A 19233-nucleotide genomic window follows, 5' to 3' on the forward strand; every position below is an offset into this window, starting at 1 on the left:
GGGCGGCGGGGGGGGCCGCGGGGGGTGCGCGTGTGGTTTCCGGTGGGGGGGGCGCGCGCCCGGCCCCGGCGCCCCCCCCCCCCCCCTCGGCTTTCCCCTCCGTATCAGAACCCCGTGAATCCCCCCCCGGGTCCCCTCCCCGGGTTCTGATGACAGGTACGACACTCAGGACCCGGGGAGGGTTGCACGAGTTCTCAAGATTTTTTGAGCACGTGTGCCACGAACCGCGCCGCCGTCTCCGCCAGCACCTCCCGCCCGTCCCGGGCCCACAACTCCTCGTTGAAGAGTTCGACCTCGATCGGACCCGTGTAGCCGGCCGCCTCCACGTACCCCCGCCACTCGCGCATGTCGATCGCGCCGTCGCCGATCTGGCCCCGGCCGTTGAGGACGCCCTCGGGCAACGGGGTGATCCAGTCGGCGAGTTGGAACGTGTGGACACGGCCGCCCGCACCCGCCCGCGCGATCTGCGCCGGAGCTTGGTCGTCCCACCAGATGTGATACGTGTCCACCGTCACCCCGACCTGGTGCGCCGGGAAGCGTTCCGCGAGGTCCAGGGCCTGGGTCAGCGTCGACACCACACAGCGGTCCGATGCGTACATGGGGTGGAGGGGCTCGATGGCCAGGCGGACGCCATGGTCTTCGGCGTAAGGCACGAGTTCGGTCAGGGCGTCGGCGATGCGTTCGCGGGCCGCGCGCAGGTCCCTGCTGCCGGGCGGGAGGCCGCCGGAGACCAGGACCAGGGTGTCGGTGCCGAGCGTGGCCGCCTCGTCCACCGCCCGGCGGTTGTCGTCCAGGGCGCGGGCACGCTCCTCCGGGTCGATCGCCGTGAAGAAGCCGCCCCGGCACAGCGACGTCACCGTCAGGCCCGCGTCCCGGACCAGCTTCGCCGTCGCCTCCAGGCCGTACTCCCGGACCGGCTCCCGCCACAGGCCCACCTGGCTCACGCCCAACTGGCCGCAGGAGTCCGCCAGTTCCGGCAACGACAGCTGCTTCACCGTCATCTGGTTGATGCTGAAGCGCGCGAGATCGGTCATTGGTTCACCCCGTACAGGGACAGAAGGGTCTTCATGCGCTCCTCGGCCGGGTTCGGGTCGGGGAACAGGCCCAGTCCGTCGGCGAGTTCGTAGGCGCGGGCCAGGTGCGGGAGGGAGCGGGCCGACTGCAGGCCGCCGACCATCGTGAAGTGGGACTGGTGGCCCGCGAGCCAGGCCAGGAACACCACGCCCGTCTTGTAGAAGCGGGTGGGGGTCTGGAAGAGGTGGCGGGACAACTCGACCGTCGGGTCGAGCAGTTCACGGAAACCGGTCGCGTCCCCGGTGTCCAGGATCCGTACCGCCTCGGCCGCCAGCGGGCCCAGCGGGTCGAAGATGCCGAGGAGGGCGTGGCTGAAGCCCTGGTCGTCGCCGGCGATCAACTCGGGGTAGTGGAAGTCGTCGCCGGTGTAGCAGCGGACACCGCGTGGCAGCCGGCGGCGCAGGCCGATCTCGCGCCGGGCGTCGAGCAGGGACACCTTGATGCCGTCCACCTTGTCCGGGTGGGCGGCGATGACCTGCAGGAACACCTCGGTCGCCGCGTCCAGGTCGGTAGAGCCCCAGTAGCCCTCCAGCGCCGGGTCGAACATGGGGCCCAGCCAGTGCAGGATCACCGGCCCGGCGGACTGGCGCAGGAGATGGCCGTAGACCTCCAGGTAGTCCTCGGGGCCGGAGGCGGCAGCGGCCAGCGCCCGCGACGCCATCAGGATCGGCTGGGCGCCCGACTCCTCGGCGACCGCGAGCTGTTCCTCGTAGGCCGCGCGGATCTCCGCCGGAGAGCCGGCCTCGATCTGGTCGGTGCCGACGCCGCAGGCGATCCGGCCGCCGACCGACCGTGCCTCGGCCGCGCTCCGGCGGATCAGCTCGGCCGCGCCCGCCCAGTCCAGGCCCATGCCGCGCTGGGCGGTGTCCATCGCCTCGGCGACACCGAGCCCGTGGGACCACAGGTGGCGGCGGAAGGCGAGGGTGGCCTCCCAGTCGACGGCGGCGGGCGCGTCGGGGGACACGTCCGCGAACGGGTCGGCCACGACGTGCGCCGCCGAGAACACCGTACGGGAGGTGAAGGGGGTGCCCGGCGAGACGCGCAACGGCTCGGTGCGGGGCTCGTACGTCCGCAACCGCCCGTCCGCGGAGGGGAGTTGGATGGTCACAGGCCGATCTCCGGTACGTCGATGCGGCGGCCCTCGGCGGAGGACTTCAGGCCCAGTTCGGCGAGTTGGACGCCGCGGGCGCCGGCCAGCAGGTCCCAGCGGTACGCGGTGTCGGCGTGGACGTGCCTGAGGAACAGCTCCCACTGGGCCTTGAAGCCGTTGCCGAAGTCCGCGTTGTCCGGGACTTCCTGCCACTGCTCGCGGAAGGCCTCGGTCGCCGGGACGTCCGGGTTCCAGACCGGCTTGGGGGTCGCCGACCTGTGCTGGACCCGGCAGTTCCTCAGTCCCGCCACCGCCGAGCCCTCGGTGCCGTCGACCTGGAACTCGACCAGTTCGTCGCGGCCCACGCGCACGGCCCAGGAGGAGTTGATCTGGGCGACGGCGCCGCCCTCCAGCTCGAAGATGCCGTAGGCCGCGTCGTCCGCCGTCGCGTCGTAGGGCTTGCCCTGTTCGTCCCAGCGCTGCGGGATGTGGGTGGTGGCGAGGGCCTGGACGGACCTCACGCGGCCGAACAGCTCGTGCAGGACGTATTCCCAGTGGGGGAACATGTCGACGACGATGCCACCGCCGTCCTCGGCGCGGTAGTTCCAGGAGGGGCGCTGGGCGGGCTGCCAGTCGCCCTCGAACACCCAGTAGCCGAACTCGCCCCGCACGGAGAGGATCCGGCCGAAGAAGCCGCCGTCGACGAGCCGCTTCAGCTTCAGCAGGCCCGGCAGGAAGATCTTGTCCTGGACCACGCCGTGCTTGATCCCCTTGGCGTGGGCGAGGCGGGCCAGCTCCAGGGCGCCCGCCAGGCCCGTCGCCGTCGGTTTCTCGGTGTAGATGTGCTTGCCGGCCACGATCGCCTTCTTGATCGACTCCTCACGGGCCGAGGTGACCTGGGAGTCGAAGTAGATGTCCACGGACGGATCGGCCAGTACCGCGTCCACGTCCGTCGAGACGTGGTCGAGCCCGTGGCGGTCGGCGAGCTCCCGCAGGGCGTACTCGCGGCGGCCGAGCAGGATCGGCTCCGGCCACAGCACGGTGCCGTCGCCGAGGTCGAGCCCGCCCTGGTCGCGCAGGGCGAGGATCGACCGGACGAGGTGCTGGCGGTAGCCCATGCGCCCGGTCACGCCGTTCATGGCGATACGCACCGTCTTGCGTGTCACGTCTATCCCCTCTGTCACACACTGCAGCAAGCGCTTTCTATCCCGAGAAGCTAGCCTCTGGGCGGTGGTCCGTACAAGACCGTGTCCCCTTCGAGTTGTTCGAGGGGGCGAACAACCGAGGGCCATGGCTTTAAGGTCTGCTCGACGGATTCTCGGAACCAGCAGCATGACCTGGCTGTCTACGAGGGCGTACGACACGATGCGCGACCGGAGGACGACGAGATGACGGTGACCCTGGCCGATGTGGCGGCCCGCGCCCAGGTCTCACCCGCGACGGTGTCGCGCGTGCTGAACGGCAACTACCCGGTGGCCGCCTCCACGCGCGAGCGGGTGCTGCGGGCGGTGGACGAGCTGGACTACGTCCTGAACGGCCCGGCGAGCTCCCTCGCCGCGGCCACCTCCGACCTGGTCGGCATCCTCGTCAACGACATCGCCGACCCCTTCTTCGGGATCATGGCGAGCGCGATCCAGGCCGAGATCGGGGGCGTCGGGGGCGGCCGGGCGGGCGGTGAGCGGCTCGCGGTGGTCTGCAACACCGGCGGCTCACCGGAGCGTGAGCTGACGTACCTGACCCTGCTGCAGCGGCAGCGGGCGGCGGCCGTGGTGCTGACCGGCGGGGCCGTGGAGGACGCGCCGCACGCGGCGGCGGTCGCGGCGAAGCTGCGCAAGCTCGCCGAGGCCGGGACCCGGGTGGTGCTGTGCGGGCGGCCGCCGGCGCCCGACACCGGTGCCGTCGCGCTCACCTTCGACAACCGGGGCGGCGCGCGCCGGCTCACCGAGCACCTGCTGGGCCTGGGCCACCGCCGGCTCGGCTACATCGCGGGCCCGGAGGAGCGTACGACGACCCGGCACCGGCTGGAGGGCCACCGGGCGGCGCTGGCGGCGGCGGGGGTCGCGGAGGACCCGCGCTGGACGGTGCACGGCCGCTACGACCGCCAGTCCGGGTACGAGGCGACGCTGGAGCTGCTGCGCCGCGATCCGTCGCTGACCGCCGTGGTCGCCGCGAACGACTCCGTCGCGCTCGGGGCGTGCGCGGCACTGCGGGACTCCGGGCTGCGGATCCCGGACGACGTGTCCGTCGCCGGGTTCGACGATCTGCCCTTCAGCGTGGACGCGGTGCCCGCGCTGACGACCGTGCGGTTGCCGCTCGCGGAGGCCGGGGCGCGGGCCGGGCGTATCGCCATGGGGCGGGAGGAGCCGCCGCCGGGCGCCATCGCCGCGATCCGGGGGGAGTTGATGGTGCGGGGGTCCTCGGGGGTGCCCCGGTCAGCCGGGGAGTGACCGTCCCAGCAGGGGCAGTGGCGCCTGGCCCCTGCGGCGGTCCCGGTACCAGCGCTTGCCGGTGTCGTAGGCCCGGCGGGCCCTGCGGACGGCGGAGATCTGCGTGGCGAGGTGGACCTGGTAGCGCCAGGGGCTCTGGTGGCCCTGGCGTACCGCCATGGCGTAGGAGAAGGAGACCGGGTCGCGGTCCAGGTAGTCGTCGAGCTGCTCGAACCAGGCCATGCTGGAGCGCGCTCCGGCCTGTACGGGGTGCATCTCGGCGCGGCGGTGCTGGTCGTACTCGCGCAGCGCCACCCGTGGGTCCGGGTACTGGGAGAGGCTGTGGGCCAGCACGATCGCGTCGATCATCGCGAGCCGGGTTCCGGACCCGAGCGTGAAGTGGGTGGTGTGCGCGGCGTCACCGGCCAGGACGACATTGCCGTCGACCCACGTCCGGTTGCTGAGGTGCTGGAACCGCTGCCACTTCGCCGGTTCGCCGCGTGACCTGCTGATCAGGGAGTGACCGTCGAGTGCGCGGTGGAAGATCTTCTCCAGCAGCGGGACGGCGTCCTCGGGGTCGAGCGTGTCGAGGCCGAGGCCCTGCCAGGTCTGCGGAGAGCACTCCACGATGCAGGTGCTGATCCTCCCCTTGATCGACGGGTAGGCGTGGAACCAGATCCAGCCCGCCGGAGTCTCCTCGAAGTCGAAGACGAAGCTCTCGAACTGCCGGTCCGTGCCGAGCCAGATGTAGGGGTTGCGGCCCGTCTCCACCTTGGTGCCGAAGCGTTCGGCGCGGCTCTGCCGGATCCGGCTGCCCGCCCCGTCGGCGGCCACGATCAGGTCGGCCTCGGGCAGGTCGGCGGGGTCGGCGAGCCTCTCGTGCCGGACGTCGACGCCGAGCGCCCGTGCGCGGCGGGTCAGGACGTCCAGCAGGGCCGCCCGTCCCATGCTGTAGCCGTAGCCGCCGAAGTACGCCGTGCCGTCGTGCCGGCTGCCGTGGACGCGGATCTCCTGGTCCTGCCACAGCACGGAACCGGCGCTCACCGCCCGCGCGCTCTCGGGGTCGTTGCGGTGCAGGATGTCCAGCAGATCGTTCCAGTACACGACACCCCAGCCGTACGTCGCCTCCGGCGGGTCGCGCTCGATCACGGTGATCTCGTGACCGGCGTCCCGCAGCTTCGCGGAGATCGCGAAGTACAGCCCGGCCGGGCCTCCGCCCACGCAGACGATCCTCATCCGGTACCTCCATCGTCACGGTCACACCGGCACATCGCTTGCTACGGCTTCCGGCATATGGATCCGGGTGCCCATGGGGTCGGGCACCCGGATCCACCCTTGGTTTGTCGGGGGGTGTCGGTCAGAGCTGATGCTCAGCAGCCTCCCCAGCCGCCGCCCCAGCCCCAGCCGCCGCCCCAGCCGCCATCGCCCCAGCCCCAGCCCCAGCCCCAGCCGCCGCCGCCCCAGCCCCAGCCGCCGCCCCAGCCCCAGCCGTCTCCGTGGTACGAGACGACCTGCTGCGGAGCAGCGGTGGTGGTGGCTGCCTGAGCGGCTCCGGCTCCGACTGCGAGGGCCAGGACCGGCGCCGACGCGACAGCGATGGCAACTCTCTTGATACGGGTGGTGTGCGCGCGCATGATGAGCCCCTCTCCGGAGGGTGTGGTTGACTTTTCGACGGCCTCGGGGGGCCGTCCGTGCGCTCCAGAGCCTGCGCGTCGCTCTGCGCGCCGCCCGCCACCCGCGGATGCGCGTTCCGGCGGCGGACCGTCACTTTCCTGGTGTAAATCGGACATAAGTGACGTTTCCCCTTCAACCTACGACGAGATTGCGGCGCCGTCAAAAGCAGGACCCGGTACCGAGCTAAAGAACAGGCAAAGGAAGCGGACCCCGGTCCGGACAGTCAACACCCGTGCACCGCAGGTGATTTCGTACGGTCCCCGAGCCGAACCGTGGACGCGGACGGGCGGCTGACCTAGTCTCCGAGGGACGGCATCTCTGACTGAGTCAAACATCCGGGGGCGATCATGACCGTCCAGGACGTCCGCGCCTTCAACCGCTTCTACACCGGCCTCATCGGCGCCCTCGACTACGGCCGCCATCTCTACGCCCCGTACACCCTCACGGAATCCCGTGTGCTGTACGAACTCGCCCGGGTCCCGCACCTGGACGCGATCGATCTGCGCACCCTGCTCGACCTCGACGCCGGGTATCTGAGCCGGATCCTGAACAGGTTCGAGGACGCCGGGCTGATCGAGCGCGGGCCCTCGCAGAGCGATCCGCGCCGACGGCGGGTACGGCTCACCGCGCGGGGGCGGGAGGCCGCCGCCCTGCTCGACGAGCGGGCCCGGGAGACGGTCGGGACCATGCTCGACAGCGTGGTCCCGGCCGACCGGCCACGGCTGGCGGAGGCCATGCGGACCATCCAGGACATCCTCGGCGAGGGCGGGGCCCGGTCCGGCGAGGCCGTGCTGCGCGAGCCCCGCCCCGGCGACCTCGGCTGGATCGTCCAGCGCAACGCGGCCCTGTACGCGGCCGAGTACGGCTGGAACGCCGACTACGAGGGGCTGGTCGCCCGGATCGTCGCCGACTTCGCGGAGGACCACGACCCGCATCTGGAGCGGGTGTGGATCGCCGAACAGGCGGGGCGCCCGGTGGGCTGTGTGATGTGCGTACGGGACGACGCGCCCGGTACCGCGCGGCTGCGGCTGCTGCTCGTCGAGCCGGAGGCACGCGGGCACGGCATCGGCGACCGCCTGGTGCGGGCCGTGATCGACTTCGCGCGCGGGGTCGGCTACCGCGACCTGGCGCTGTGGACCAACGACGTGCTCGACGGCGCCCGCCGGATCTACCAGCGGCACGGCTTCGTGCTCGTCGCGGAGAAGCCGCACCGCTCCTTCGGCAAGGACCTCGTGGGCCAGGACTGGCGACTGGATCTGCACGAATCGGACGAATGACGGGTCACGCACGGGGCGGATGGCGAGTAATGTCCGGCCCATGAAGCTGGCGTTCTCCACTCTCGGTGTCCCCGGCCTGCCCGTCCCTGAGGTCCTGGCGCTCGCGACCGCGCACGGCTACCACGGCGTCGAACTGCGCGCCCACCCGGAGGAGCCGGTCCATCCCGGTCTCTCCCCGGCCGAACGCGCCGCAACCGCGCACCTGTTCAAGGAGGCCGGGGTCGAGGTGCTGGGCCTCGCCGGATACGCGCGGGTCGCCGCGCCCGGTGAGGACGCACCCGTACTGGCGGAGATCCGGGACCTCCTCCACCTCGCCCACGACCTGGGCGCCCCCTACGTCCGGGTCTTCCCCGGCGCCGACCCCCACCGACCCCCGGAGGAGTCCGACGCCCTGGCCGCCCGGCGGCTCGGCACCGCCGCGGAGGACGCTGCCGCGCTGGGGGTGCGGATCCTGCTGGAGACGCACGACTCGCATCGCACCGGTGCCGACGCGATCCGGGTGCTGGGCCCGGTCGGACACCGGCAGGTGGGTGCGCTGTGGGACGTCATGCACACCTGGCTGGGCGGCGAGCAGCCCGCCGACACCTACGCGGCGCTTGCTCCGTATCTGGGGTATGTGCAGGTGAAGGACATCGCGTCGGCGCAGGACACCACGCCGCTGCCGCTGGGCTCGGGGGTGCTTCCGCTCACCGAGTGCGTGGACGTGCTGTGCCGGCGCGGGTGGGACGGGTGGCTGTGCTGGGAGTACGAGAAGCGGTGGTACGAGGCTGCCGCCCCGCTGCCGGGGCTGCTCGGTGCCGGGCGGGAGCATGTGCTGCGCCTGCTGGGTGAGGCTGCGTAGGTTCACTGCGGCCACGAGCTCGGGGCTGCGGCGTCGTTGCCGGGTGCGGGTTCGTCATGGTTTGTCGCGCGGTTCCCCGCGCCCCTTACGGGGCGCTGCGCTGCCCGCGCTGCCGTCGAGGCGCCGGGCCCGGCCACCGAGTGCTGCCGAGTGTCGTGCCGGCAGCCGTGGCGGTCGGTCAGAGCCGTCGTGCGCAGCCCACCGGTGCGGCCCCGCCCAGTTGGACGTACAACGCCGTCGAGCCCGGGCAATCCTCCCGCGTCGCCGTCGCCCTGGTGATCCGGTACTCGGGTTTCCGGCGGCCCGAGCCGTCGCACGGTGTCTCACGGACCTGGCCCCTGCCGGAGTCGTACACGCAGTCGCCGGGGATCGTGCGGGGGCCGCCCCCGCCGCCGGGGTCGCCGGGGTGCGGGGGCTCCAGGTTGCGCATACAGGCGTAGCCCTGGGGGATCACGCCGTCGCCGTCCTCGTCGGCGGCCGTGGACCGGTCGCTGATGTGCAGCACGAAGTCGGTCGTCGCCGGGCACAGGGGGCCGTCGGTGGCCGCGCCGTCGTAGCGGGCGACGACCCTGGCCGCCGCCCGCTCGCTCGCGCAGGGCACCTCGGTGAAGCTGGTCGTGCCGAAGGAGCTGCACTCGCCGACCGCGAGGAACTCGGCGCCGTAGCCGCCGGTCGTGGCCGGGGTGGGGCGGGCGTCGCCGACGGGGGTGCCCGCCGTACCCCGGCAGCCGGTCAGCAGGGCGGCCGGCAGCAGGCAGGCGAGGCACACGGCCGTCACGGCACCCTTCCCACGCATGGCAACCCCCCTGCACACCCCGGTCCAGCGTGGCCCCTGGAGGCGCGGCCACGCCAGACATGTGGGCAGGTTTCCCCCCATTGGAGGTATTGCGCCCGGTGTGTGGCGTACGGCTAGTACGTCAGCCCGTGCCCGATCGGGTACAGCACCTGCGTGGGGGCGTCGGCCCGCTGCACCGGCACCGGCAGCTTGCCGCGCGGGGCCACCCGTCCGGCGATCACCCGTGCGGCGGCGCGCACTTCGACGTCCGTCCAGCCGTAGGAGGTCAGGCAGGCCTTGACGGAGGGGAACTGGGCCACGTCGTAGGGGTTGCGGACGGCGAGGGCCGCCAGGGGCCTGCCCGTGGACCGGAGCTGTTCCACCAGCGTGCCTTGCGCGTTGCCCGCCGTCACGTTGTAGGTCGCGACGACCACCGCGTCCGCGTCCCGCGCGGCCTCGACCGCCTGGGCGATGGCCGCGGCGGAGGGCGCGGTGCCGGTGGACAGGGCGGTGGCGGTGAAGCCCAGCTCGGTGAGGGCGTTGGCCAGCACGCCCGTGGGCGGGCCGTCGGTGCCGGAGGGGGAGGCCGGGTCGGCCCCGACGACCAGGAGGCGGGGCTCGGTGCGCGGGGAGAAGGGGAGGGTGCGGTCCTCGTTGACCAGCAGGGTCGTGGTCCGTTCGGCGATCCGGTCGGCGGCGGCCAGGTGCGCCTCGGTGCCCACCGTGCGGTCGACGCCGCCGGGACGGCCACCGCGCGCGTCGGCGAAGAGGCCGAGCCTGGCCTTCAGGCGCAGGATGCGCAGGATCGATGCGTCGAGGCGGGCCTCGGTCAGCTCGCCGTCCTGGACGGCGTTCAGTACGGCGTTCCAGGCCACGTCGAGGGACGGCGGGTTGAGCAGCTGGTCCACCCCGGCCTTCAGGGCGAGCACCGGCACCCGGTCGTCGCCGTACTTGGTGCGGACGCCCTCCATGCCGAGGGAGTCGGTGATCACGACCCCGTCGTAGCCGAGTTCGCCGCGCAGGATGCCGGTGAGGACCGGGGGGGAGAGGGTGGCCGGGTCGCCGGAGTCGTCCAGGGCCGGGAACTGGATGTGCGCGGTCATGATGCAGTCGATGCCCGCGGCGACCGCGGCCCGGAAGGGGACGGCGTCCAGCTTCTCCCACAGCTCCCTGCTGTGCGTGATGACCGGGAAGCCGGTGTGGCTGTCGGTGGCGGTGTCGCCGTGCCCGGGGAAGTGCTTGGCGGTCGCCGCGACCCGGGAGGCCTGGTAGCCCTTGACCTCGGCGGCCACCAGCGCGGCGACCGCGTCCGGGTCGGCGCCGAAGGACCGTACGCCGATGACCGGGTTGGCCGGGTTGACGTTGACGTCGGCGTCCGGGGAGTAGTCCTGGTTGATGCCCATCGCGCGCAGCTCGGCGCCGGAGATCCGGCCGACGGTGTGCGCGTCCGCGCGGGAGCCGGCGGCGCCGAGCGCCATGGCGCCGGGGAAGAGGGTGGCGGGCTTGCCGACCCGGCACACCGCACCGTGCTCCTGGTCGGTGGCGATGAGCACCGGCAGGCCGCGCGGCTGGTCCAGGGACGCCTGCTGGATGCCGTCGGAGAGGCCGGCGATCTGGTGCGGGTCGCGGGTGTTGTGGGCCCAGGTGAAGTAGATGATCCCGCCGACGCGGTACCTGGCGATCAGCTCGGCGGCCGTGCGGACGCCGATCTCCTTGAGGTTGGCGTCGATGTCGGCCTGGTCGGGGGCGGTGGCGGAGTGGCCGTAGACCCGCATCACGAAGAGCTGGCCGACCTTCTCCTGAAGTGTCATCCGGGAGATCAGGGCGCGCAGCCGGCGGTCGTCGCCGGGCGTGGCGGCGCGGGCGGCCGTCGGTACGGTCAGCGCGGCGGTGAGGCCCGCGGTCGCCGCGAGGACGGCGCGTCTGGAGGGTCTTGCGGTGTTTCCGGTGCGTCCTGTGCTTCTCGTGCTGGTGTCGTCGCTTCCCGTGCTGGTGTGGGGCACGCGCGCTCCTTCCAGAGGAGAACCGCTGAAGGAAACTTCCGAGGAGTCACCAATATCCGGGAGGTTTCTTTCCGTCAAGGGACTGCACAGTACCCGCAGCAGGGGCCGCCACCGGCGCATGGGAGGGGGGCGCGCCGGTGGCGGCGGGCGGCCGGCCGTGCCGCGGCGAAGAGGGTGGGTCGGCGTTCGCGGCCAGTCGCGAGGGGCCGACACCACGGCACGGAAGACTCGTCCGGCAACCTGCGCGTTGGACGAGCCGGACACGCGCCGGGTTCCACCGCCCGGCGCGCGTCCACCTCCCGGACGGCCATGACCGGAGTGCGGACGACGGGTCATCATGCGGGCATGCCCGCAGTCGCCATCCCCGGTTCCAAGTCCATCACCGCCCGCGCGCTCCTCCTCGCCGCCGCGGCCGACGGCGTCAGCACGCTCCTGCGCCCCCTGCGCTCCGACGACACCGAGGGCTTCGCCGAGGGTCTGGTCCGGCTCGGCTACCGGGTGGGCCGTACCCCGGACGCCTGGCAGGTGGACGGCCGCCCGCAGGGCCCGGGGCTCGCCGAGGCCGATGTGTACTGCCGCGACGGCGCCACCACCGCCCGCTTCCTGCCCGTCCTGGCCGCCGCCGGGCACGGCACCTTCCGCTTCGACGCCTCGCCGCAGATGCGCCGGCGCCCCCTCGGCCCGCTCACCCGCGCCCTGCGCGACCTCGGCGTCGACCTGCGGCACGAGGAGGCGGAGGGCCACCATCCGCTCACCGTCCGGGCGGCCGGTGTCGAGGGCGGCGAGGTCGTGCTGGACGCCGGCCAGTCCTCCCAGTACCTGACCGCGCTGCTCCTGCTGGGCCCGCTGACCCGCACGGGCCTCCGGATCCGGGTGACCGGCCTGGTCTCGGCGCCGTACGTGGAGATCACGCTCGCGATGATGCGGGCCTTCGGCGTGGAGGTGGTGCGGGACGGCGCGGTGTACGACGTCCCGGCCGGCGGCTACCGGGCCACCGCCTACGCCGTCGAACCCGACGCCTCCACCGCGAGCTACTTCTTCGCCGCGGCCGCCGTCACCCCCGGCCGTGAGGTGACCGTGCCGGGCCTCGGCGCCGGCGCGCTCCAGGGCGACCTGCGTTTCGTGGAGGTGCTGCGGCGGATGGGCGCCGAGGTGGAGCTCGCGGCGGACCGGACGACCGTACGCGGCACGGGAGTTCTGCGCGGGCTCACCGTGAACATGCGGGACATCTCCGACACCATGCCGACGCTGGCGGCGATCGCGCCGTTCGCCTCCGGCCCGGTGCGCATCGAGGACGTGGCCAACACCCGGGTGAAGGAGTGCGACCGGCTTCAGGCCTGCGCGGACAATCTGCGCAGGCTCGGCGTGCCGGTGGCCACCGGCCCCGACTGGATCGAGATCCGGCCCGGCACGCCCGCGCCCGGCACCGGGATCAGGACCTTCGGGGACCACCGCATCGTGATGTCCTTCGCGGTGACCGGCCTGCGCACCCCCGGCCTGTCCTACGACGACCCCGGCTGCGTCCGCAAGACGTTCCCGGGGTTCCACGAGGCGTTCGCGAGGCTCCCGGAAGCGAGCTGACCGGCCCTGCCGTCAGCAGAGGATCCACCCCGAGCTGACCGACCCCTGCGACCCCACCGCGCCCTTGATCCACACGCAGCGGTGGCCGGCGTAGACCGTCACCGGCCCCGCGTGGTGCCGGTAGCTGCCCGTGTCCACGACCGGGCGGGTGCCACGGGCCTGGACGCTGACGGACATCGTCTGCGCGGGGCCCGGGTGCCGGGCGACGGTCATGGCACAGACGTACCCGTCGCTCTTGTAGACGTGGGTGACCCCACTGCTGAACGGCAGGGCCCGTACCTCGTTCCCGGCGCAGCCGCCGACCGTGCTCGCCTGGGCCGTGCCGGACGTCACGAGCGCGAGCACCCCGCTCGCGGCCAGCATCGCCGTACCGAGCGCCAGACGCCTGCGTATCCCACCACTGTCCACTGTCGTCCTCCCCGTACCACGGTTGTACTCCCCCTGCAGCCGTACTGATGTACGGACGCAGGACGTATGCCGGATGGTTGCACGGCCGTCAGAGAGACGCGTCGACGGGGGGCTTCGGCGGGACGGTGCGACGGGTCCGGCTCAGCGGGAGGCGGTGACCGGCTCCTCCGGTTCGGGGCGGCCGACGAAGGTGCGCCACAGTTCGGCGTACCGGCCGTCGCGGGCGAGGAGTTCGTCGTGGGTGCCGTCCTCCGCGACCCGTCCGTGGTCCATCACCACCACCCGGTCCGCGCGGGCGGCCGTGGTGAGGCGGTGGGCGACCACCAGCGTCGTACGGCGGCCCGCCAGGCGGTCGGTGGCCTGGTTGACCTGGGCCTCCGTGGCCAGGTCCAGGGCGGCCGTGGCCTCGTCCAGCAACAGGATGTCCGGGTCCACCAGTTCGGCCCGGGCCAGTGCGATCAGCTGGCGCTGGCCGGCCGAGAGGTTGCGGCCGCGCTCGGCGACCTCGTGCAGATAGCCGCCCTCCAGCGTGGCGATCATCTCGTGCGCGCCGACCGCCCGCGCCGCCGCCTCCACCTCGGCGTCGGTGGCGTCGGGGCGGCCATAGGCGATGGCGTCCCGGACCGTGCCCGGGAAGAGGTACGCCTCCTGCGGGACCACCCCGAGGCGGTGGCGGTACGAGGTCAGGTCCAGGGCGCGCAGATCCGTGCCGTCGACCGTGACCCGGCCCGCGGTGGGGTCGTAGAACCGCGCCACCAGCTTGACGAGTGTCGACTTGCCGGCGCCCGTCTCGCCGACGAAGGCCACCGTCTGCCCGGCCGGGATCGTCAACTCGATGCCGGTGAGCGCCTCTTCGTCGTCACCGTAGGCGAAGTGCACGTCCTCGAAGGCGATGTCGCCGCGCAGGGACGGCACTTCGCGGGGCTCGTCCGCCGGCTTCGTGGACGTCGGCTCGCGCAGCAGCTCCTGGATGCGGCCCAGGGAGACCGTGGCCTGCTGGTAGCCGTCGAAGACCTGGGACAGCTGCTGGACCGGCGCGAAGAACAGGTCGATGTAGAGCAGGTAGGCGACCAGGGCGCCGGTCGTCAGGGTCGCCGCCTCGATCCGGTGCGCTCCCGCGATCAGCACGCTCGCCGCCGCCACCGACGACAGCAGCTGCACGAACGGGAAGTAGATGGATATCAGCCACTGGCCGCGGATGCGGGCGCTGCGGTAGCTGTCGCTGCGCCCGGCGAACCTCAGCCCGCCGTCCCGCTCGCGCCGGAAGGCCTGCACGATCCGCAGCCCGGCGACCGACTCCTGCAGATCGGCGTTGACCACCGAGACGCGCTCACGGGCGAGTTCGTACGCCTTCACGCTGGCCCGGCGGAAGAAGAAGGTCGCGACGATCAGCGGGGGCAGGGTGGCGAAGACGACGAGCGCGAGCCGGAGGTCGATCACCAGCAGGACGCCCATGATGCCGAAGAAGGTGACGACCGAGACGAACGCCGTGACCAGACCCGTCTGCAGGAAGGTGGACAGGGCGTCGACGTCCGTGGTCATCCTGGTCATGATCCGGCCGGTCAGCTCACGCTCGTAGTAGTCGAGCCCGAGCCGCTGGAGCTGGGCGAAGATCTTCAGCCGCAGCGTGTACAGCACCCGCTCGCCCGTACGGCCGGTCATCCGGGTCTCGCCGATCTGCGCGACCCACTGGACGACGACGGTGACCAGGCCCAGCAGGGACGCCGCCCAGACCGCGCCGAGGGACATCTTCGTCACGCCCGCGTCGATGCCGTGCCGGATCAGCACCGGCAGCAGCAGGCCGGCGCCGGCGTCCACGGCGACCAGCAGCAGGCTGAGCAGCAGGGGCGGGCCGAAGCCGCGCAGCAGGCGGCGCAGGCCGTAGGAGTCCTCCGGGAGGACCGCCCGGGTCTCGTCGATGCCGGGGGTGTCGGTGGCCGGGGGCAGCGCCTCCACCTGGCCGAGGAGTCCGGGGGTGGCCGGGGTGCCGGAGAGCGCTGTGTCCTCGGCGTTCTTCGGTTCGCGGTCGCCGGTCCACAGCCTGGGGGTCACCCCCCGCTCGGCGTCGAACTCGGCGTCCAGCTCCTCGCGGACGGAGGTGTCCTCCTGCGGTACGGCGGGTTCGACCCGGCCCGGGGAGACCCCGCCCAGCTCGTCCGGGTCGGTGAGCAGCCGGCGGTAGAGGGCCGACCGCTGCTGGAGTTCCTCGTGGGTGCCGAGGTCCGCGAGCCGGCCGCCGTCGAGGACGGCGATGCGGTCGGCGAGGTTGAGGGTGGAGCGGCGGTGCGCGATGAGGAGGGTCGTACGGCCCTGCATGACGTGCCCCAGGGCCTCGTGGATCTCGTGTTCCACGCGGGCGTCGACGGCGGAGGTGGCGTCGTCGAGGACGAGGAGCCGTGGGTCGGTGAGCAGGGCGCGGGCGAGCGCGACGCGCTGGCGCTGGCCGCCGGAGAGGGTCAGGCCCTGCTCGCCGACCTTGGTGTCGTAGCCCTCGGGGAGCTCGGCGATGAAACGGTCCGCCTGGGCGGCGCGTGCGGCGGCCTCGATCTCGTCCTGGGTGGCGTCCGGGCGGCCGTAGGCGATGTTGTTGCGCACGGTGTCGGAGAAGAGGAAGGAGTCCTCGGGGACGAGCCCGATCGCGGCGCGCAGGCTGTCCAGGGTGAGCTCGCGGACGTCGTGGCCGCCGATCAGGACGGCGCCGTGGGTGACGTCGTAGAAGCGCGGCAGCAGCAGGGAGAGGGTGGACTTGCCGGAGCCGGAGGAGCCGACGACCGCCAGGGTCTCGCCGGGCCGGATCTCGAAGGTCAGCCCGTCGAGGACCTTGGCCCCGCTGCCGTACCCGAAGGACACGTCGTCGAACTCGACGGTCGCGGGCGCGTCGTCCGGGAGGGTCTTGGTGCCCTCCTTGAGCGTCGGCTCGGTGTCGATCAGCTCCAGGACGCGCTCGGTGCCGGCGCGGGCCTGCTGGCCGACGGTGAGGACCATGGCGAGCATGCGGACCGGGCCGACCAACTGGGCGAGGTAGGTGGAAAAGGCGACGAAGGTGCCGAGCGTGATGTGCCCGCGCACGGCCAGCCAGCCGCCGAGGGCCAGCATGGCGACCTGGCCGAGGGCGGGGACGGCCTGGAGGGCGGGGGTGTACTTGCTGTTCAGCCGGATCGTGCGCAGCCGTCCCGCGAAGAGCCTGCGCCCGACCTCCCTGAGCTTGCCGGTCTCCTGCTCCTCCTGCCCGAAGCCCTTCACCACGCGTACGCCGCTGACGGCGCCGTCGACCACGCCCGCGACGGCGGCGGCCTGCGCCTGGGCGTACCAGGTGGCGGGGTGGAGCCTGCTGCGGCTCCGCTTGGCTATCCAGCCGAGCGCGGGCGCGACGGCGAGGGCGACGAGGGTCAGCGGCAGCGACAGCCACGCCATGATCATCAGGGACATCAGGAAGAGCAGGACGTTCCCGATCGTCATCGGGAGCATGAAGAGCAGGCCCTGGATCAACTGCAGGTCGCTGGTGGCGCGGCCGACGACCTGCCCCGTGGACAGCTCGTCCTGACGGCGGCCGTCGAGGCGGGTGATCGTGCCGTACATCTCGGTCCGCAGGTCGTGCTGGACGTCGAGGGCGAGGCGGCCGCCGTAGTAGCGGCGGACGTAGGTGAGGACGTAGACGAAGAGGGCCGCGCCGATCAGGGCACCGGCCCAGGGGGCCATGGAGCGGGTGTGGTTCCCGATCACGTCGTCGATGATCACCTTGGTGATCAGGGGTACGACGGCCGTGACGGCCATGCCGCCGAGGGAGGAGCCGAGGGCGAGGACGACGTCCTTCGGATACCGCCAGGCGTATGCCGCCAGGCGTCGTGCCCATCCCCGTTGCGCTGCCACGCGGGTGCCTTCCTGTCGTCCTGCTCTACCGGAAGGCACCAACGCGGATGGGAGCCGATTTCATCCCCCTGCAACAAACCGGGGCCAGGGTCGGAGGCGTACCCGCAGGTGTCAGACGCGTACCCGCAGGTAGTAGAACCTCGTCGTCTGGGCCGGGTTCTGGTTGTCGTCGCTCACCAGGAGGACCTTCAGCCGGCCCCGGTGATCACGGCCGGTGATCGTCATCCCTTCGATGTTGTCCAGCAGGGGGTTCGGCTGGGGCTGCCTGGCCGTGGCGCCGAGGGAGGGGCAGGAGGCGATGTCGGTCAGCAGGGTCTTCTTGATCAGGCGGACGTCCGGCTGCCCCGTCAGGTTCTCGATGCCGCTCGTGTCCGTCGCGTGGCGGGGGTCGGCCAGGTAGAGGCGGACGGTGTTGCCGACGCCCGGGGTGAAGCCGCGCTCCAGGACCAGGAGCCGGCCGTCGGGCGTGGCCTGGACCTCGGGGACGCCGAGGCCGGTGTCGGTGCGGTAGGCGTACTGGGCGGAGAGGCGGAAGTGGTCGCCCTTGGTGCGCTGCCAGGTCTGGAAGCGCACGATCCCCGTCGAGTCGCCGGAGATCGCGTCCTCCATGGAGGCCAGCAGGGTGTGCCCGCCGGGCAGCAGGGTCAGGCCCTCGAAGGTCTGGTTGGCGGTGGCGCGGCCGGCCGGGGCGACGAGGAGGGAGGACGGGACCGGGAGGCGGTCCAGGATCCTGCCGTCGGCGGAGTAGCGGCGGACGGACGGCTCGGTCTCGGAGGTGATGAGCCGGGTGCCGTCGCCGTCTATGACCAGACCCTCCGAGTCGAGGTCGGCGCCCTTCTCGTCGGCGAGGCGGACGGCCCGCCGCGGCTGCAGGGTCCTGGGGTCCAGGTCGAACAGGGAGGAACGATCCTCCAGCGCGGCGAGGGAACCGTCACCGTCGACCGCGAGCGCGGAGAAGTTGCCGACGAACCTGCCGTCGTACGTCGTCTTGTCGAGCGCGTCGGAGAAGCGGTCGATGGAGACCGACGGCGAACAGGCCTTGCCGCTCGCGGAGTTGGCGTCGGCGGGCCCGGCGGCGGCCAGGGAGGCGGCCGCCGCCAGGCCGGCGGTCAGGGTGGCGAGTACGGTTCTCAGACGCATGCCGGTCACCGTAGGGCGGGCGGGTGTCCGGCGGGAGACCGCCTCGTGAACCGCCTCGCGCGTCGTCAGCCCTGCGGCGGCACCGCGACGAACGCCTCGCTGGGCCGGCTGGTCGGGGTGTAGACCGCGGTGCCGGGGGTGGTCGGCACGAGGTCCTTGTGGATGGCCTTGGCGACGTTCTGGATGGTGGTGACGCCGTAGTCCATGGTGCTGTTGTCCTGGGTCAGCACCGAGATCATGTAGTCGTGGCCGGCGCCGTCGAAGGTGCCGAGGCTGTGCACCCGCCAGCCGTGCGTCGCGCGCTGCAGCCAGCCGTTCTTGACGTGCACGGAGACCGTGGACGGCGCGCCCGCCGGAGTGCCCCAGCGCTGGGCGGAGATGACCTCGCCCATCAGCTTCAGGATGTAGGCGCGGGAGTTGTCGCTCAGCACGCTGTTCCTGGCGGTGACGAGCTTGAGCAGCTTCTGCTCGTCGGTGACGTTCTCCTGGGTCAGGCCCCAGTAGCCGTTCGCGCCCGGCACGGTGTTCGTCATCCCGGCGGCGGCGAGGAAGCCCTTGATCCTGGTGAGGCCCAGCTGCTTCCACAGCGCGGTCGTCGCGTCGTTGTCCGACTTGGTGATCATGGCCTTGGTGAGCGAGATCTCACGGTCGGTCAGATAGCGGTTGTGCTGCTTGGCGTCCCACAGCAGCGTGGCGAGCACGGTGACCTTGACGGTGCTGGCCGAGTCGTAGGAGCTGGTGGCGCGCAGGGTGCAGGTGGTGCTGGTGCTGCGGTCGTACAGGCCGATCGCGACCGTGCCCTTGCGGGTGGCCAGCGCCGCCGTGATGTCCTTCTGCAGCTTGGCGGCGAGGCCCGCCTTGGCGGACGTACAGCTGACGGTGGGCGTGGCCGCGGCGGCGGGTGTGGCGGCGGTGACGGCGGTGACCGCCGGTATGAGCAGGGCGGCGGCGAGCGCGCCGGTACGCCTCGATGTCCGGGAATTCATGCCCCAGTTGACTCACGGAGGCGGCCCAATGGTTGCACTCCGTTCTTACCGAGGGGATCGGGGACCTTACCCGGCTTTCACCGACACA

The 19233-nt window shown here is 72.3% G+C and carries 15 protein-coding genes; 4 read left to right on the forward strand and 11 right to left on the reverse strand.

The features are described from left to right. Positions 1 to 194: 194 nt before the first annotated feature. From ACWDEN_RS05225 to ACWDEN_RS05235, 3 genes are read right to left on the reverse strand one after another with little or no spacing between them, the layout of a single operon-like run. Positions 195 to 1034, reverse strand: a complete 840-nt coding sequence (locus ACWDEN_RS05225; RefSeq protein ID WP_450857336.1) for a sugar phosphate isomerase/epimerase family protein — start codon at positions 1032 to 1034, stop codon at positions 195 to 197. Further along, positions 1031 to 2182, reverse strand: coding sequence for a dihydrodipicolinate synthase family protein (locus tag ACWDEN_RS05230; RefSeq protein ID WP_450857338.1), 1152 nt, complete (start codon positions 2180 to 2182; stop codon positions 1031 to 1033). Before ACWDEN_RS05230 ends, ACWDEN_RS05225 begins: the two co-directional genes overlap by 4 nt. After that, complete coding sequence (locus tag ACWDEN_RS05235; RefSeq protein WP_351608800.1) at positions 2179 to 3330, reverse strand: Gfo/Idh/MocA family protein; 1152 nt, start codon at positions 3328 to 3330, stop codon at positions 2179 to 2181. Before ACWDEN_RS05235 ends, ACWDEN_RS05230 begins: the two co-directional genes overlap by 4 nt. A gap of 222 nt (positions 3331 to 3552) precedes the next feature. Between ACWDEN_RS05235 and ACWDEN_RS05240 the strand changes: the two genes are divergently transcribed. After that, complete coding sequence (locus tag ACWDEN_RS05240; protein ID WP_351608803.1) at positions 3553 to 4611, forward strand: LacI family DNA-binding transcriptional regulator; 1059 nt, start codon at positions 3553 to 3555, stop codon at positions 4609 to 4611. On the opposite strand, the gene ACWDEN_RS05245 is transcribed toward ACWDEN_RS05240, so the two are convergent. Next, positions 4597 to 5826, reverse strand: a complete 1230-nt coding sequence (locus ACWDEN_RS05245) for an FAD-dependent monooxygenase (RefSeq protein WP_351608805.1) — start codon at positions 5824 to 5826, stop codon at positions 4597 to 4599. The genes ACWDEN_RS05240 and ACWDEN_RS05245 overlap by 15 nt on opposite strands. Before the next feature lie 134 nt (positions 5827 to 5960). Further along, positions 5961 to 6224 carry a hypothetical protein gene (locus ACWDEN_RS05250; RefSeq protein WP_450857341.1) on the reverse strand — a complete coding sequence of 88 codons (264 nt, stop codon included), beginning with the start codon at positions 6222 to 6224 and terminating at the stop codon, positions 5961 to 5963. Between the two features lie 387 nt (positions 6225 to 6611). Here ACWDEN_RS05250 and ACWDEN_RS05255 point away from each other — a divergent pair, with 387 nt between their 5' ends. Beyond that, a complete protein-coding gene (locus ACWDEN_RS05255) occupies positions 6612 to 7541 on the forward strand; it encodes a bifunctional helix-turn-helix transcriptional regulator/GNAT family N-acetyltransferase (protein ID WP_450857343.1) in 930 nt (309 codons plus the stop codon). Positions 7542 to 7581: 40 nt separating this feature from the next. Next, positions 7582 to 8382: a sugar phosphate isomerase/epimerase family protein gene (locus tag ACWDEN_RS05260; RefSeq protein ID WP_351608813.1), complete on the forward strand. Its 801-nt coding sequence runs from the start codon at positions 7582 to 7584 to the stop codon at positions 8380 to 8382. A gap of 178 nt (positions 8383 to 8560) precedes the next feature. Here ACWDEN_RS05260 and ACWDEN_RS05265 read toward each other — a convergent pair whose 3' ends face one another. Beyond that, positions 8561 to 9178 carry a hypothetical protein gene (locus ACWDEN_RS05265; RefSeq protein WP_351608815.1) on the reverse strand — a complete coding sequence of 206 codons (618 nt, stop codon included), beginning with the start codon at positions 9176 to 9178 and terminating at the stop codon, positions 8561 to 8563. A gap of 113 nt (positions 9179 to 9291) precedes the next feature. Beyond that, entirely contained in the window at positions 9292 to 11280 is a 1989-nt protein-coding gene (locus ACWDEN_RS05270; protein ID WP_450857345.1) for a glycoside hydrolase family 3 protein, read from the reverse strand. A gap of 225 nt (positions 11281 to 11505) precedes the next feature. Here ACWDEN_RS05270 and aroA point away from each other — a divergent pair, with 225 nt between their 5' ends. Continuing rightward, a complete protein-coding gene (aroA, locus tag ACWDEN_RS05275; protein WP_351608818.1) occupies positions 11506 to 12741 on the forward strand; it encodes a 3-phosphoshikimate 1-carboxyvinyltransferase in 1236 nt (411 codons plus the stop codon). A gap of 12 nt (positions 12742 to 12753) precedes the next feature. On the opposite strand, the gene ACWDEN_RS05280 is transcribed toward aroA, so the two are convergent. The 4 genes from ACWDEN_RS05280 to ACWDEN_RS05295 all read right to left on the reverse strand — a co-directional run bounded on the left by ACWDEN_RS05280 (position 12754) and on the right by ACWDEN_RS05295 (position 19145). Then, on the reverse strand, positions 12754 to 13149 hold the full coding sequence (locus ACWDEN_RS05280) for a hypothetical protein (protein WP_450857348.1): 396 nt from the start codon (positions 13147 to 13149) through the stop codon (positions 12754 to 12756). 141 nt (positions 13150 to 13290) lie between these two features. Next, a complete protein-coding gene (locus ACWDEN_RS05285) occupies positions 13291 to 17019 on the reverse strand; it encodes an ABC transporter ATP-binding protein (protein WP_450857350.1) in 3729 nt (1242 codons plus the stop codon). Positions 17020 to 17130: 111 nt separating this feature from the next. After that, entirely contained in the window at positions 17131 to 18159 is a 1029-nt protein-coding gene (locus ACWDEN_RS05290) for an esterase-like activity of phytase family protein (protein WP_450857352.1), read from the reverse strand. Positions 18160 to 18224: 65 nt separating this feature from the next. Continuing rightward, positions 18225 to 19145 carry a serine hydrolase gene (locus ACWDEN_RS05295; RefSeq protein ID WP_351608827.1) on the reverse strand — a complete coding sequence of 307 codons (921 nt, stop codon included), beginning with the start codon at positions 19143 to 19145 and terminating at the stop codon, positions 18225 to 18227. Positions 19146 to 19233 lie beyond the last annotated feature (88 nt).

Source organism: Streptomyces sp. NPDC001153 (assembly GCF_053598315.1).